At 40.6% G+C, this 14,938-nt stretch carries 14 protein-coding genes; 3 read left to right on the plus strand and 11 right to left on the minus strand.

The features are described 5' to 3' along the window. The 3 genes from QXF67_03945 to QXF67_03955 all read right to left on the minus strand — a co-directional run. The coding region (locus QXF67_03945) for a right-handed parallel beta-helix repeat-containing protein (protein ID MEM3060655.1) at nt 1-3,070 on the minus strand (3,070 nt) is incomplete at its 3' end. 216 nt (nt 3,071-3,286) lie between these two features. After that, a complete protein-coding gene (locus QXF67_03950) occupies nt 3,287-4,813 on the minus strand; it encodes a hypothetical protein (GenBank protein ID MEM3060656.1) in 1,527 nt (508 codons plus the stop codon). Nucleotides 4,814-4,822: 9 nt separating this feature from the next. Beyond that, on the minus strand, nt 4,823-5,551 hold the full coding sequence (locus tag QXF67_03955) for an ABC transporter ATP-binding protein (protein ID MEM3060657.1): 729 nt from the start codon (nt 5,549-5,551) through the stop codon (nt 4,823-4,825). A gap of 18 nt (nt 5,552-5,569) precedes the next feature. Here QXF67_03955 and QXF67_03960 point away from each other — a divergent pair, with 18 nt between their 5' ends. Both QXF67_03960 and QXF67_03965 read left to right on the plus strand, forming a co-directional pair. Then, nucleotides 5,570-5,920, plus strand: coding sequence for a helix-turn-helix transcriptional regulator (locus QXF67_03960; protein MEM3060658.1), 351 nt, complete (start codon nt 5,570-5,572; stop codon nt 5,918-5,920). A gap of 209 nt (nt 5,921-6,129) precedes the next feature. Further along, entirely contained in the window at nt 6,130-6,675 is a 546-nt protein-coding gene (locus QXF67_03965; GenBank protein ID MEM3060659.1) for an adenylate kinase family protein, read from the plus strand. Between the two features lie 233 nt (nt 6,676-6,908). Here the strand turns inward: QXF67_03965 and QXF67_03970 are convergent, their stop codons facing one another. From QXF67_03970 to QXF67_03980, 3 genes are all read right to left on the minus strand, one after another. After that, the gene (locus tag QXF67_03970) at nt 6,909-7,211 is read right to left on the minus strand and encodes a hypothetical protein (protein ID MEM3060660.1); all 303 of its coding nucleotides are present in this window, start codon (nt 7,209-7,211) and stop codon (nt 6,909-6,911) included. A gap of 80 nt (nt 7,212-7,291) precedes the next feature. Beyond that, entirely contained in the window at nt 7,292-7,465 is a 174-nt protein-coding gene (locus QXF67_03975) for a DNA-directed RNA polymerase subunit K (GenBank protein MEM3060661.1), read from the minus strand. A gap of 307 nt (nt 7,466-7,772) precedes the next feature. Further along, nucleotides 7,773-9,062 (minus strand): MBL fold metallo-hydrolase RNA specificity domain-containing protein, encoded by a 1,290-nt coding sequence (locus QXF67_03980; GenBank protein ID MEM3060662.1) that lies wholly within the window; start codon nt 9,060-9,062, stop codon nt 7,773-7,775. A 52-nt stretch (nt 9,063-9,114) separates the two neighbouring features. Between QXF67_03980 and QXF67_03985 the strand changes: the two genes are divergently transcribed. Next, nucleotides 9,115-9,768 (plus strand): hypothetical protein, encoded by a 654-nt coding sequence (locus QXF67_03985; GenBank protein ID MEM3060663.1) that lies wholly within the window; start codon nt 9,115-9,117, stop codon nt 9,766-9,768. Between the two features lie 46 nt (nt 9,769-9,814). Here QXF67_03985 and QXF67_03990 read toward each other — a convergent pair whose 3' ends face one another. Genes QXF67_03990 through QXF67_04010 form a run of 5 tightly spaced genes read right to left on the minus strand, consistent with a single transcriptional unit; the run spans nt 9,815 to nt 14,933 of the window. Next, nucleotides 9,815-10,831, minus strand: a complete 1,017-nt coding sequence (locus tag QXF67_03990) for a hypothetical protein (GenBank protein ID MEM3060664.1) — start codon at nt 10,829-10,831, stop codon at nt 9,815-9,817. Between the two features lie 50 nt (nt 10,832-10,881). Further along, complete coding sequence (locus tag QXF67_03995) at nt 10,882-11,436, minus strand: hypothetical protein (protein MEM3060665.1); 555 nt, start codon at nt 11,434-11,436, stop codon at nt 10,882-10,884. A gap of 12 nt (nt 11,437-11,448) precedes the next feature. Beyond that, the gene (locus QXF67_04000) at nt 11,449-12,501 is read right to left on the minus strand and encodes a type II secretion system F family protein (GenBank protein MEM3060666.1); all 1,053 of its coding nucleotides are present in this window, start codon (nt 12,499-12,501) and stop codon (nt 11,449-11,451) included. Further along, on the minus strand, nt 12,501-13,400 hold the full coding sequence (locus tag QXF67_04005) for a type II secretion system F family protein (GenBank protein MEM3060667.1): 900 nt from the start codon (nt 13,398-13,400) through the stop codon (nt 12,501-12,503). The genes QXF67_04000 and QXF67_04005 overlap by 1 nt, the downstream gene beginning before the upstream one ends. Nucleotides 13,401-13,403: 3 nt before the next feature. After that, nucleotides 13,404-14,933 (minus strand): ATPase, T2SS/T4P/T4SS family, encoded by a 1,530-nt coding sequence (locus QXF67_04010; protein MEM3060668.1) that lies wholly within the window; start codon nt 14,931-14,933, stop codon nt 13,404-13,406. Between the last annotated feature and the right edge of the window lie 5 nt (nt 14,934-14,938).

Raw genomic sequence — 14,938 nt, forward strand, 5'->3', positions numbered from 1 at the left:
CTCTTGGTCCCCAGTCCTGGCCGTATCCTGTCCAGTTACCTCCCTGAGTTGAGGCTGACAGTGGATAGCCGCTTCCATAATCTCCCCAGCCGTCATTGTCTGTATCGTATATGGGCAGGCCAAGTATGTTCTGGTAGTAGTTTCCCTGTGCAGTTCCACTTGCTGTTGTGTTGAATAGGTTGGTTTCGTTTTTGTTGTCTATGTAGGTTGTGCAGTTGTAAAGCTCGTTATGATAAAAGAGATTATCCGAAGATGTGGAGGAGATGTTTATGCATGTGGTTGGCGAGCTTATGGTGTTGTTTTCAAAAACAAAGCTTGATGTATTAGATAGATTAACGGCTAATTGTAAGCCTGATGATATATTAACATATCTAATGCTTCCGTTTGTCGAATTTTCAAGGTATAACCCCACGTTGTTGCTTGAGTTAATGGTGCTGTTTTGTATTGCTCCACTTGTTAAGTTTGCTATCCATAAAGCTATGCCTTTATTTGAGGTTATTAGTGAATTGGTAATATTAACGCTTGGGGAATAGAAAACACCTAACCCGTAGGTTGCATTTTCTCCAATTCCACGAATTGTAGAGCCTGTTATATTAAGGCTAGTTTCAGAAGCTTTTAAGCCAAATGCTGGATATATGCCAGCCGACTCGCCAGTTACATTTGCCAGCGTGATATTCTGTGAGTTATAAATATATATACCTGTTGAACTGGTAGAGTTTGCATATACATTTTGAAGTGTTACGTTTTGCGAATAAGAAAGGTAAACCCCTTCTGAAGAGTTGGCTATAAATTCAGAGTTTAGAATGGTGATATTTCCAGCTTTCTCAATATATAAGCTCATGTTTCTCTTTGAATAAACACGAACATTTTCCACATTGTTGTTATAGCTATCTCTAACAATGAAAGCATAACCGCCATTGCTCTCAACAGTAAGATTTTTTAGAGTTGTTTGGTTTGCAAGATTAACATCGAAAGCGTTTGCGCTCCCCGAGCCTGCGGGAATATTAGTCTGATTTATTACAGTATTCTCTATAATTGTTCCGTCTACTTTATAGCCTCCAGAATAGCCAACGGTAAAAGCTCCATTATAACCTGTGACTTTTATATGAGAATTATTTACAACTGCATTAGGGTATCTTATGGCTACGCCAACTCCCGAAGATGAAAATGAAGTTAAGTTATTAAACCTATTATTAGGTCCATCTATAAATAAAGCAAGATAATACCATGTTTGAGTCTCTGTATTCTCTATTGTGCAGTTGCTTGCTGAAAGCCAAAGCCCTGCCCATCCTCTCCCTTGGAAAAACGAATTATTTATAGTGTGATTAAAGCCACGAATATAGCCAGCATGCAGGAACGGCTCGCCTCCGTTAGAAATAAGAACTGAAGAATTGACTTTATTTATTTTTGTATTGTTAACAGTCCAGTCAATATAAAGGTTATGCCCGCCTGCTCGGTTCTTGGCATGCATAAGCTTAACATTATCTATAGAAACATTCCGGGTATAACCATAAATTCCAAGATGCGTCGTAAAGTTATAGATTGTGATATTAGCAACTACAACATTTGAAGCATTTATACTGATGCCGTGCGAGCCTGTAATGTTGTCTCCGACTATGGTATAGCCCGCCCCGTTTAAAGTCACGTTTTCTGCACTTATGTAAAAGCATGTGCCGCTGGTCCAGTTGGTGATGTTTCTTATTAGTGTGTAAGTTGTGCCTGGGGAAGTTAGGTTTGAGCATGAACCAAGAAGTGATGGGTCTACTGTTGCTCCTCTTGGTCCCCAGTCCTGGCCGTATCCTGTCCAGTTACCTCCCTGAGTTGAGGCTGACAGTGGATAGCCGCTTCCATAATCTCCCCAGCCGTCATTGTCTGTATCGTATATGGGCAGGCCAAGTATATTTTGGTAATAATTCCCTTGTGCAATTCCGTTTGAGGTTGTGTTAAATAGGTTTGTGTCGTTTTGGTTGTCAATGTAGGTTAGGCAGTTGTAAAGCTCGTTATGATAAAAGAGATTATCCGAAGATGTGGAGGAGATGTTTATACATGCTTTGTTGGAGGGGGGATTTCCACCTATAGTGTTATTTGCAATGATAGAGTTATCAGCATTTGTTAATTTTAGACCTGATTTGGTTTGTGAGTGTGTGGAAATGTTGCTTCCCGTTATGTTGTTCCAGCTTGAGTCAGTTAGTTCAAGTCCAAAGTATGAGGTTGATGTAGATGTGGAGTTTATTATTTGGTTGTAGTTTGAGGAGGAGATATAAATACCAGAGACTGTGGTTGATGAGGTTGTTCCATTTGAGGTTATGATTGAGTTGCCAGAAGACGAGAACCTTATGCAAATGCCACAATAGCTTGATGATGTTCCGTTTGAGTTTATGATTGAGTTGTTTTGTCCGCTATCAATTCCAATACCAAAATAAGCTCTGCCTGCGGAATATTTTATGGTTGTAAAGTTTGAAGACCAAACATATATCCCACGGCCTGTATCTAAAGACGAGGTGTAACCCACTGAACCTGTGACGTTGTTGTAGGTGCTTGAATCGACATAAATAGCATAGGAAGATTGGGAGTAGGCTGTTGAGTTTATTATTTGGTTGTAGTTTGAGGAGGAGATATAAATACCATTGCTTGAGCTTGATGTTCCGTTTGAATTGATGATTGTAATAGAGTTTACATTTGAAAGGAAAATTCCCTTTCCACCTGCAACCGAAGTCATTGCAGTTATATTATCTATTGTTCCAAGTTGTGTATTAGCAAGATAAACTCCTTTTTCAAATCCATCTATTATCCCATTGGTTATAGTGGAGTTCTTTGCAGTTGTGTATATCCCAATAGAGTTGGCTTGTTTTGTTCCATTTATTAGGAAGCCATTCAGGTTGAAGGTGACATTTTCTGCTGTTATGTTAAAGCAGGAAAGAGCATTTGTTGAGATTGAGGAGATGAGGGTATAAGTTGTTCCTTGAGTATTGAGGTTTGCGCAAGCTGAAATATCTATTGAAAAGATTGTGCTGACCAGCAGAGAGAATAGAAAAAGAGCATAAGTAACTATTCTCCTGCTAATCTCCATGGTGTGATTTTCTGTGGAGAAGCTTAAAAAAGTTATTAAAGGATAGGGGGAGAGGATTTTTTGTGCTCTGAGTTTCTCTTGCTAATCTTCATGGTGTGATTTTCTGTTTAGAAGCTTAGAAGAGGTATATCTGAGAATTTCGGAGGATGCCGCACTGTCAGGAGGCACTGAAAAGATTTCAGTATTCATAGTGGTATCTTGTTTTAGCTGTTATGTTCAGATTTCAAAAAAAGTTAAGGTCTTTCCTTTTCCTCGAAATTTAAAGTAAAGGACAAGTGCAAGGAGTGCAGCTATAGCTGCTGCTCCTATACATAGGATACTCGAGTCCCCGCTTTGGCCAGAAACTTTGCTGGCGGTTTCAGACGAGACGACTTCCAGCATCACCGTGGAATTAATCGTGTACTCGTTGTTGTATGCGTCTTTAAACGAGGATTCTACGATAAGCGGGTAACTTCCTGGTGGGACGTTGCCGACCAAAACTTTATACTGAACAGATGAGAAATCATCCTGCTCCAAGCCGCCTATAAATTGAGAGGCTTGCGCATCGAGAATCTTGAAAACAGGGCTTTCAATAAGCCTTAGTCTGAGGGCTTTTATGCGGGAGGAGCCTGTGTTTGAAACAAGGACTGAAAAGGTATGGGCCTGGCCGGCTGTAATGGGTATTGGTTTTGAAGAAACAAAAACAGAAAGTTCATTTGGGGCAGCAACGTTTACCCCAACTGAGACGTTGTAAGGTGCTTGAAGATTTCCATTTCCGTCTTTATAATAGATCTCTGCAGTTAGTGGATAAAAACCGGGTTCTATATTTTTTACTCCTACGTCAAAGAAGACGTTTGCCTCTGAGTTTGGTGCGAGGTCGCCGACGATTATTTCAGAGGTAGAAAGTGGGGTTAGGATATTGGGCGATTGGAGTTTTACTGATACAGAATAGGCAGCCATGTCACCGCTGTTTTTAAGGCGTAAGGAGAGAACTGATGCTTTGCCGGGAACTAGGGGGGAAGCGGGTACCACGCTAAATATGAATTTTGGCAATCGATTTCTTACTTCAGCATTTAGAAAGAGAGTTTCAGAATAATCAGTTCCAAGTGCATCACGATAGGTAATTACAAGTGGAACAGAATATCTCCCGCTTGGAATGCCAGAAGCCATTGTAAGATTGAGGGAGAAGACAACATTATCCTCAACGGTGCCTAGAAAAACGGGGGTGGGACCTGCGATATAAAAGCTTGTTGAGTTTGAGTAGAGTTTTGCATCATATGCCGTTCCACCGGAATTTCTTATTGTTACCTCACTTGTAAAGCCACTGTCAGCATAGGCTATTGCTGGTTGAGACTCAAGCTGAAATGAAGCGGGGTTTTTTACGCTTATTGGAACAATCAAGGTCTTTTTCCCTGACAAAAAGCCGCTTTGCCCTGTTGAGAAGTATGTAAGGTAGATGGGCAAATTATAGATTCCGGGGGGGGTATTTTTACTAACAGTAAAGGGGATTGAAAAGGAAGTAGTTATACCTGAAGAGAAATCTCCAAGATTGTATCTTCCGGAAGAGATGATGAATTGAGAACCGGCCGGCTCGGCAGTTACTGATGTGGCGTTTGAGCCAGAGTTTAGGATAGTTATGGATATTGAACCTGTGATTCCCGGTCTTACGGTTGTGGGAAGGACAGAATAGCTCGAGATTGATATATCTGCAAAATGCGTTGCAATGGCGCATAGGAGTAAAAAAACAAATACGCTTTTGTTCATGTTATCCCTTCAGGCCTCCTGCCTAATGTGCGCCTGACTTTCCTTTTTTATTTTTACTCTTTTTTCTATTGAGCCGTCGCGGATATAAAGTATTTCGTTGCTATGCGATGCAACGCTTGTGTCATGAGTAACGATTATTATAGTCTTTCCTTTTTTATTGAGCCCATCGAATATTTTTAATACTTCTCTGCCAGCTGAGGAGTCTAAATTGCCGGTTGGCTCATCAGCAAGAATTATAGAGGGGTCGTTTATAAGTGCCCTAGCTATTGCAACTCTCTGTCGTTCACCTCCAGATAGCTCTGATGGTAGATGAAAAAGCCTGTTGCTAAGAGAGAAGCTGGAGAGGATTCTCTCTGCGCGTCTCATACGCTCTTTCTTTGGAACACCAACAAGCATGGCTGGAAGTTCAACGTTTTGGATTGCGTTTAGGCTTGGAATAAGATAAAATGACTGGAATACAAAACCTATTTTTTTAGCGCGTATGCTTGAAAGGTTCTCATCTGAAAGAGTTGTCGTTTCGACACCGTCAATGTAAACCTTGCCATTGGTTGGAGTATCAAGGAGTCCAAGTATATGCATAAGAGTTGATTTTCCGCTTCCTGAGGGACCTACAATTGCAATATAATCTCCCTGATTGACTTGCATTGAAATCCCCCTGACAGCGTGAAGATTAGTGCTTCCAGCCTCATAAGTTTTCCACACATTCTCCAGTCTAATCACTTCATTTGTTATAGCCATAAGATAGGGTTATTGGTGATGAAGATTAAAAGATTTCATGTTTTAAGTGTCTATATGGAAAAAGAAGTTAGGTCCCCCTTGAGGAGGCTCAGTCGTCTTCTTAGCATAGGGAATCTTTGGCTTTATGTAATTTCTCTTTGTGAGAAAGAGAGAGTATATGCTTATCGACTTCCCCAAGTTATAAAAAAAAGATTTGGATTTTCCCCAAGCCGTTTATTGTGCTATCTTGTTCTGTATCGGCTTGAGGGCGAGGGGTTTATAAAATCAGACGTTAGGGGGAAAAGAAGATATTATTCTGCAACCAAAAAAGGAAGGGAAATATTAAAGGATGCAAAAAAGTATTTGAGGCGGTTGGTAGGTGAGCTGTGAGCCATATGAACGCAAACTCTAGAAACGAGAAACTGTATTTGTGAGTGGCTTGCGAACATGAAAATTTTGTGCGGGCAGTCCATTTTTTGAAAGAAGAAAGGAACCTGCTTGAAAAACATATGGGAGGAGATGAGTGCTGAAGGCGGATAGCAAGCAGAATGAAGCTTCTGCATCTAAATTTAGAGAAAGAAGTATCTTAAGGTGGAAGTTTGACAGACAGGATTAACAAAAAGACAAGGATACTTCTTACCGGTGTCCCTGGAACAGGAAAAACAACGCTAGCAAAGTTAATATCTAAGATTGGCGGATTTTCAAAAATTTCAATAAATGCAGTAGCCAGAAAAAGTGGAAGCGTCAAAAGAGGAGGGGAGGTAAACTTACGAAAGCTTGAAGGAGTACTAAAAGCAGAAATAAAGAGAAAAGGGGAAAAAGATATAGTTTTGGATGGGCATCTTGGATGTGAAATAAAGCTTCCTTTGGATACTGTTTTTGTACTCAGGTGCGACCCGGAGAAGCTAAAAGTAAGGCTTCGCAGAAGAAAGTACTCAAAAAAGAAGATTGAAGATAACCTATTGTGCGAAGCGCTGGATTATTGCACAGTGCAGGCAGAAAAAAATTTTGGAAGAGTTGTCGAGATTGATACTACTCATCGAAGCCCGATTACAGCTGCAAAACTTATTTTGGCCATTGCGAGAAAAAGGAGAAAGAGTACCGACAGGGTTAATTGGAAAGCGTGGCTGGAAAAAATGGTTTAAGAGCGCCTTGAAAACGAAAGTGAAAACGAATAGCTCGAAGTATATGGCTGGTGGATGGGAATAAAAATTTTAGATAAGTTGAAAGAGTAAGAAAAGTAAAAAAAGCGAAAAAACATGCAAGGCCGTTGCGGAGGCATAGCGAAGGAAAAAAGTTTAGATAATCTGAAAAGGTTGAGAAGATGCTACGGGTCGGGCGAGGGTTAGGTTGTTGGTACTAACACTGCTAGCTAAGTTTAAGAATCGGATGAGGGTATAAGAAAATCAATTGAGCTTTTGCCTTCAGGAAAGAATTTTCCATTTTTTGCTTTTACAGGAAGGTTAGCCTCGTTGCAGAGGCGCAATAGTTCCGGTGCGTCGACTATTTTGTCAGTGCAAAGATAGGGGATCTTACCTCCACCTACTTCCTCGTATTCTACCCTAAATCTCAGTTTTTGGAACATGCCGCTTCTCTGGACGCGATAGAGGACAAACCCTCTTTTTAATATTTCATCTCTGTTCATTTGCAAAAGCCTGCCTGCCGATTTTTGGGTAAGCATTCATCTCCTTGATTCAACTTTTTGGGGTCGGAGTATGTTATCATCAATTAATAGTAGTTAATAGGCAATAGGAAACCGTGTTATTCGTTTCGTATGATTACAAGTGGGATTATTCCTAGTTCAAATTCCTTTCGTGCGATATCTGTTGCGGTTTCGTGCTCTGAAACCTCCACTAATGGAGGGGCTCCAAGGGAGAGTTGGAGAGCTCGGGCACCTATGATGCGTGCCTTCTCAAATTTGTTTAGCTCGGTCATAAAAAACAACCGCTTAATCTCTCGATGAGGATAAATAAGAGTGTCGAGATGTATTTATGAAAGAAAGAATTAAAAAGGATTTTGAGCTTTTGCCAATTTATAGATATCCTTCCGTTCAAGAGTGTGCGTCCATTATTGAGCAGAGTTTGACTTTTTGGGCAAGGATGTTGTGTGTTTTTGCAATATGAGTGAGAAAAGAAAAAAAAGAGTTTCAAGGGTATATGGGTGACTGTTAAACTCTTTTTGTGCTTACTGGCAAACTCGTTCTTGTGTGCGCATTTGTGTGTGCTTGCTTGTATGCCAAACATTACACCTTAAATGTTTCATTTATATTTGGAACAGCAACTTCAAATTGTTTTAGGTCAGACATAAGTTCATTAAGCTTTTTGACTTCTCCGTGAACAAGGAATATTTTTTTTAGTCCTTTTATTCCGTTTGCAAATCTAACCAGATCGTCATGGTCGGCATGAGCTGAAAAACGAACTGTCTCAACTTCCAAGTTTAGGTAATGCTCCTCCCCATCTATCTGGACAAAGCGCTCACCATCCTGAATTCTTCTTCCAAGTGTCCCTTCTGCTTGATATCCGACGAAGATTAGTTTATTCTTCTTCGAGCTTCCGATTGCTTTGAGATATTCAAGAACAGGCCCTCCGGTCAACATTCCGGAAGTAGATACTATAATGCATGGTGAAGAAAGAATTTTTGAGCGGTTACGTGGGCTTGCTGATTTAAAAAGGCTGCTAGAAAAGGGGTTATTGTGTGATTTTTTTGTTCTTCTTTGAATCTCAGGTTTGAAATAGTCGACATATTTTGAATAGATTTTGTTGGCTTTCTTTATCATGCCGTCAACATATATTGGGACTTGAGGAAGAAAACCGCTTCGCATATAGTCTTCCAGAACCAATAATATTTCTTGGCCCCTCCCAACCGCAAACGATGGTATAAGAACGATTCCTCCTCCTTCGAGTGTTTTTCGAACTGAGTTTGCAAGTGCTCTGCTAGCTGTCTGGATTGTTGGAAGCTTATCGGACTTCAGGCCATAGGTTCCTTCCATTATAAGTGTTCTCGCTCTTATTTTTCGGACACAGCCTTCGAGTATTTTGCCGGCGCGAACTCTAAAATCGCCGGTGTAAAGAATTCCTCCTTCTTCCTCTATCTTGACCATGGCAGAGCCAAGTATGTGTCCAGAGTGAAGGAGAGAAAACGAAGGAAATCTGCTTGACTTTATTTTCCACATAAAAGGAGTTTGAACTGCGGACGAAAGAACCCTTGAAATCTCTCTTACTGAGAAGGCCTTGCTTATGCGAGAGTAGTCTTCAAGGAGAAGTTTGGCTAGCTCGAACGTTGGTTTCGTACCATAAAGAGTCGGGGAAAAACCTTCCAAATAAAGAAATGGTAGAAAACCGATGTGGTCAAGGTGAGCGTGGGAAATAACTATGTTAGATACCCGTCTAAAAAAATCTTTGTCCAGGGATGGAATTTGGGTTTCTGCACCAAGCTTTACTCCGCAGTCTATAAGGATGTGCTTTTGCCCATCATGGACTTCTATAGCGCTTCTGCCAACTTCACCTGCTCCTCCATAAAATGAAACATTCATGAGATATCACAACATTATTATACTTCAGATGACACTTGTTTTTAGATAGAGTATGATACCTATTTTAACTTTTATAACTCTCCCGCTCATTGGAAAGAAAAAAAAGGATGAGTATACGGCGTCTAAGCCAAATGAAACAGGAGAACCTATTATTAGTTCTTGTCGGGAAGGAATATACAAAAAAATAATCGAGAGATATGCAGAAATTATTGAGGAAAGTGAAGCAAAAAGCATTTCGGAGCTCAAAGGTCTTGTAAATACAGAGGATGGTAAGATAAAGGAGATTGTAAGTGAGATAAAGAAGAAATATGATGATTATAATTATGAGCGGGATTTTACAAATGCCGCTTATGAAGCAGTTTTGTTTGTTTCAAAAATAAGGACAGTTAGCTTGCCCGTGAACTTCTGGCTTTCTTTTTCTGAAATTGTAGAAATCGGGGAAGCAGACCAGATGGATAAGGGAATTCTCCTCTGCGCCATCTTAAGGGCGTTGGGAAGCCCAAACGCAGCAGTTTTTCTCTCAGAAGCAAAAAATGTTTATGTGCTCTGGAATGTAGATGATGTTTTTTACCTTTTTGACGCAGAAAGCAACGGACTTGACACTGGCAGGGAGGAGGAAATAAAAGCAAAGATGGGAAGTAGCCTGTTATATTCATTCAACGACAAGGAGTATCGTGATTTTTCACACGTAAGCATTTCGGATTAAGAGTAGTAGCATTTCTGATTAGAGTAGTAGTTAGTGGCTAAATTAGCTATACCTGAACCTCTTTTTCTCGCTCGAGCTTCTCTTTGAGGAGGGTATAGTAAGAATCAACTTTTGAAAAGTATTGCCTTATACGCCAACTTTTATTTTGCTGGTAATAAGTCATCCAGTCATTGGAAAGCCTTGCAGACCTCTCTGCTTCTGCAGGTTTGATGTAAGCTGCTGCTATGAGACGGGGATTGGAGTAAGTTGTGATGGTGGGCTCAATTCGTTGAAGCCTTTTTTCAAGATGTTTGAGATAAGTCGCAGCAGCAAGAAGACTTTTTTTATAATCATTTTTCATCTCTTCAAATGAGAAGGGAAAGCCCAAGTCGTCAAATGTTGATTTCTTCATCTGGACAAGAGACCACGAAGGCTCTTTATTAGGAGGGATATGCTTTATATCAGAGCTATAGTTTCTTGAGTTTGGGTCTTTTTTTAATGCCTTTCCCAATGAGTTGAGCTCTGCCTCAATCTGAAAAAGACTTTTTCTATACGCTGTTTGTTCTGCACAAATAACCAAAAAAAGAGTTAAAGGGTTTATGTCAGCTGTACGTGAAACACTCAAAACGGATGAGACGAACTCCTCGCCAAAGAGAGATACTAGACCTGCATATTGGGAGAGTAGATTGCTTGGAACTTGAGTTTTTGTTGCTATTTTATCAGGTTTTGCTTGAAAAAATTTTTCTTTTTTAGCTGAGGATTGGGATTGGACGTTTAGGTTGGTGATCGAAAGGACGTAGTATGTCTTTTTTTCATCTGGATTGTATACTGTGTCTTTCTTGCAAGAGATACCGTATTTTGAAAGCTCTTCCTCAATAACTGAAAAATTTTTGTCTCTTCGAAATTCGGATTTTGAGTCAGCACCAAAAAATAGATCTATGCTTTTTCTTTTTCCTTCTAAGAGTTGTCTGAGTAGTTCGAGGGCATCTTTGCTCATAAATAGTTTCTTTTCAACTAAAGAATATAGATTTGGACGCTCTTGATGCCTTTGCTGTTCCTGCATCTGCTCAAGAAAATCAAACATGAAAAACAAAACCCCTGATTAAGCACATAGCCGCTAGGTTTATCAGTTTATTATTGGAAGGATTCATTTATTCTAACTATCCCTCCAACGCTGGCGGTTGGAGAAACAGCAGTTGCAATTAATGTGGCTTGTGCCTGCCTCTCCTCATACCCTTCGGGTTCGTCTGCGTATTTATATTTTAAGATTAATTTTCCTCTAAATTCATCACCCTCCTTTAGAGCCACTACTTCTGAGCCGCTTTTCATACATTTGACGCCTACATCTTTTCTAAACGTATAAGAAGAGCCTGGCATGATGTTGCGTCGTGTAAATGAGGGGAGGAATGCACCAGAGTATTCTTCAGTTGTACAGGCAACGTTTGTTATGGTAACTTCTTTTTGGCCGGTGTTTTTTATTGTGAAAATGAGAGAACCGTCAGTGAGTACCTGTGGAAAAGGGTCTGAGCAGGAGAAAAACTTCTGGGAAAAGATGCATTGATCTCCAAGCTTAAAGAGTGATGTGAGTGAAAAGAGGATAGCGACTACTATCACTACGACAAGGAGAGCCCAGCCGTAAGTCATAAGATATTCCATAGCTGCCTGTCCACGCTTGTTTTTTGGTAGCATTCCAATCCAACCTCAGACAACTGCAAACCCAAGGCCTTGAAGAAAGGCCTTAGTCGTAAAGAATACTATTAAAGACAAAGCGCTTAAAAAAGGTATATATCTAACTCCGTGCCACTTAGAGCCCTTCTGTATTATGCCTATGATTATGGAGGACGTGATTGAAGTAAATAGGATGACGCCTATTGAGAATACAACAAACTCATCGGGAGAGAATGGTGGTTTTGAGAGTGAGAAAAACGCAAAACCGCGCTCTACTTGAGCTGAGGGCAACTTGCTAAATGCAGCGTAAAGGGTAGAAAGCAAAGAATGAGATACGGCCATCAGAAAAGGGGAGCCTATTACACTTGCGAACAAAACAAATATTACATACATCAGGAGGGAGGAGGATATTTCTTTTGAGGTTATTTGTATATTCCTTCCGTCTTGGGCTATCTCATCTAAAACGTCAGCTGTTTTTCCTCCTGTCAGCATGCTTTGTTTTATTAAGGATACTGTACGCATAAGAAGTGGGGAATCGAAGCTTGATGCCAGCTTGTCAAGTGAAGTAGTAAATGGTTCTCCAGCAAAGGCTCTTTTTGCGGCAGCCTCCACCTCACGAGAAAGAAGACCAAACTCCGGCTTTGCTGCCTGCCAAAGCGCCTGGTCAACGGGCATGCCTGCACGTATATTTGCACTTGCAATCATTAGAAAATCAGGAAGGGTTGATTCGACCAGTTTTCTTCTCGACTCTGAGCTAAAGGAGAGATACGTGTAAGAAAGAAGAAAGAGGGTTGAGGCTGAAAGCACAATGGATATCAAATAGAGCAAGATCGAAGCTGAGAAGATTACTTTAAATGGAAAAGGGAGCTTGCCGGAAATAGCAGATGCAAGCAAGTAGAATTTCTGGGATGTATAAAGAAATCCAAATATTGCAATCGAAAGCAATATCGTAAATGAAAGGAGAAGACCAACAAGCACTTCTGCTCTTATACTAACACCTGCCATGCGAAGGGCGGCTTCAATCTTACGGATATGCTGCCGCGAAAGAGAGCGTCCTAGCTTATCAAAAAAATCTATAATGCTCATCATCCAACACCAACCCTTGGTCTTGATGCTTCGATTGCAGATACAAAGAGAAATTGAAAAAGGGATATGATTACAAAAATAACAAGAAGGAGTAGACTTCCGTTTGCGTTTGCCCAGAAACCAATAAAGGAGAGCAAAATGGAACCAAGTGCAACTCCAAGAGAGGGGAAAACGATACCAAAAACCATGAAAAACATAACTAAGGGGTAGAGTTTTTGACCATAGGCTTTTAGTGAAACTAATTGTTCGCGCGAGATTTGTTCAAGTACCGAGTCAAGAGAGTTTGCAACATCAGAACCTGAAGAAAGAGCGTTTGAAAGCTGGAGAACAACACGCCTAAACATTTGAGATGGGTTTGTTGCTGCAACTTCGTGCATGGCGGCATTCACCGGCATACCAAGAGCAGTTTTTTCTATTATTCTGTTAAATTCCTTGCTTGCTTCGCCGTAGCCTGATGAGGCGGCAGATATGGCATCGTATAGAGGAACGCCCGCCCTCAGTGAAATTAGGATATGCCTTCCGGCAAAGACAAGCTCTGATTCAATAAGACGCGCGCGTACATTGGCCTTCACTCGTGGGAAGTTCATAAAATAGAAAAATGAGAAAAGAAGGAAAAGTGGGAATAGGAACAGAAAGAAAACAGGGTTAATACGTGGCAGAAAAAGATAGGCTATTAGAAGGAGCGAAAGCGAAAGAAAGAGTGAAGAGCGCAATGCATGGTAAGCAAATGAAAGTGTGGTGTAGTTGGTTAGATTAGCCATTACAAGCTCTGACTGGAGATTCGGAAAATACTTAAGGGTGTATGAAAGAAGATTGGACAAGGAAGCAGGGATAGAAATAGATTTAGTACTATTTTCATCAGTTGGGTCTTCTTCTTTTAGCTTTCTTTTTCGGTCCATAGTTTAGATGCCCTCCCACTTAGCATTATGCTCAGCTAACGAAAGGATTTCGTCAGGTGATTGATAGTAGTTTGAGATTATGCGAGCAACTGTCTCAAGCCCGGTGTATTTGTTGCGTACCATCCATGAAAGTATTTTTGATTTTTCTTCTACGTCTTGGTCTATCTCCTTTTGAGTCAGGCCGGAGTAAAGGGAGAGTTTTTCTGAAAGCTTGTTCATCTTACCAATGGGAAGCATTCGCTGGCTTTTTATGTCAAGTCGATAGAGTACATTAGCGCCGTCACTTGAAACCTCTGCAAACTCGAATGTTTTTCGCAGATTTAAGCGGCGGTTTCTATACTGTACAACTATTCCTGAAAGCGAATCAAGCATAACCCGTGGTACGTTTATAGGAGGATTTGTAAGGCGAGTTACTGTTTCTTGTGAGTTGTCCGCATGAATCGTAGCATAAACCGAATGTCCGGTGTGCATGGCTTCAAACATTACTTGGGCTTCTCTTTCTGTGCGAACTTCTCCTAGCAGTATTCTATCAGGTCTTTGTCGAAGAGAGTTAATAAGAAGGTCAAGCATAGTGATTTCGCCCTTTCCCTCAATATTTGATTCTTTAGTTACCATTGGAATCCAATGCATAAATGATGGCAGAGTAAGCTCGCGCGTGTCTTCAATAGAGATTATGCGCTGATTAGCAGGAATAAGAGTTGCAATAGCATTTAAAAATGAAGTTTTTCCGCTTCCTGTTCCTCCAGTGACTAACAAAGACATCTCGTTTTGGACACAAAGCCATATTAGAGAGGCTATGTGCGTTGGGATACATTCTAGTTCAACAAAACGGCTAATGGTCCACGGGTTTTGGGAGAACTTTCTGATGGTAATAGTATTTCCAAAAGAGGAAACCGGATAGAGCGTCGCATTAACTCTTTCTCCGGTTGGAAGATGGGCGTCCATAAGCGGGCATAGTGTGTTTATCTGTTTTCCTATTTTCCTCCCTATCAATGCGGCATAATCGTATATATTTTCCTCAGATCTTATATACACATTCGACTTGCACCATCCCCATTTTTTGTGATATACCCAGACTGGCTCATTTGAATTATTTATTGCAATTTCTTCAAGCTTATCATCGTGCATTAGAGCTTCCAGCTCTCCAAGACCAAGTGTATTTTGGATTAGATATGAAGCAAGGACTTGTTTTGTAGAGTCAGAAAGGGATGGGAAGTTGCGTGTGAGTAAGGCAAGTGCCTTTGAATTGAACTTTTCTTTTATTTCGTCTGCTTTTTTAGAGTCAAGCATCTCTGAGACCGAAATTTTTACGCTTGAGACGAGTTCAGCCTTTAGTGTGTTTAGAACTATTTTTGTACCTTCTCCTAGTCCGGGTATGTGGAGGTTGTAGCGCGGAGTAAAGTCTGATGCAGCGCGAGTTATTTGTACATTGACAGGAATAGACTCTGAATTGAAATAGTAATTGTCAAGAATTGTGGCTTTATCTTGTTTGGCTTTATCTTGTTCGTCTTCTTTTTTGATTTTGTCTGGCATTTTAT

The organism is Candidatus Anstonellales archaeon, from assembly GCA_038869735.1.
GTDB lineage: Archaea > Micrarchaeota > Micrarchaeia > Anstonellales > CG1-02-47-40 > JAWCQO01.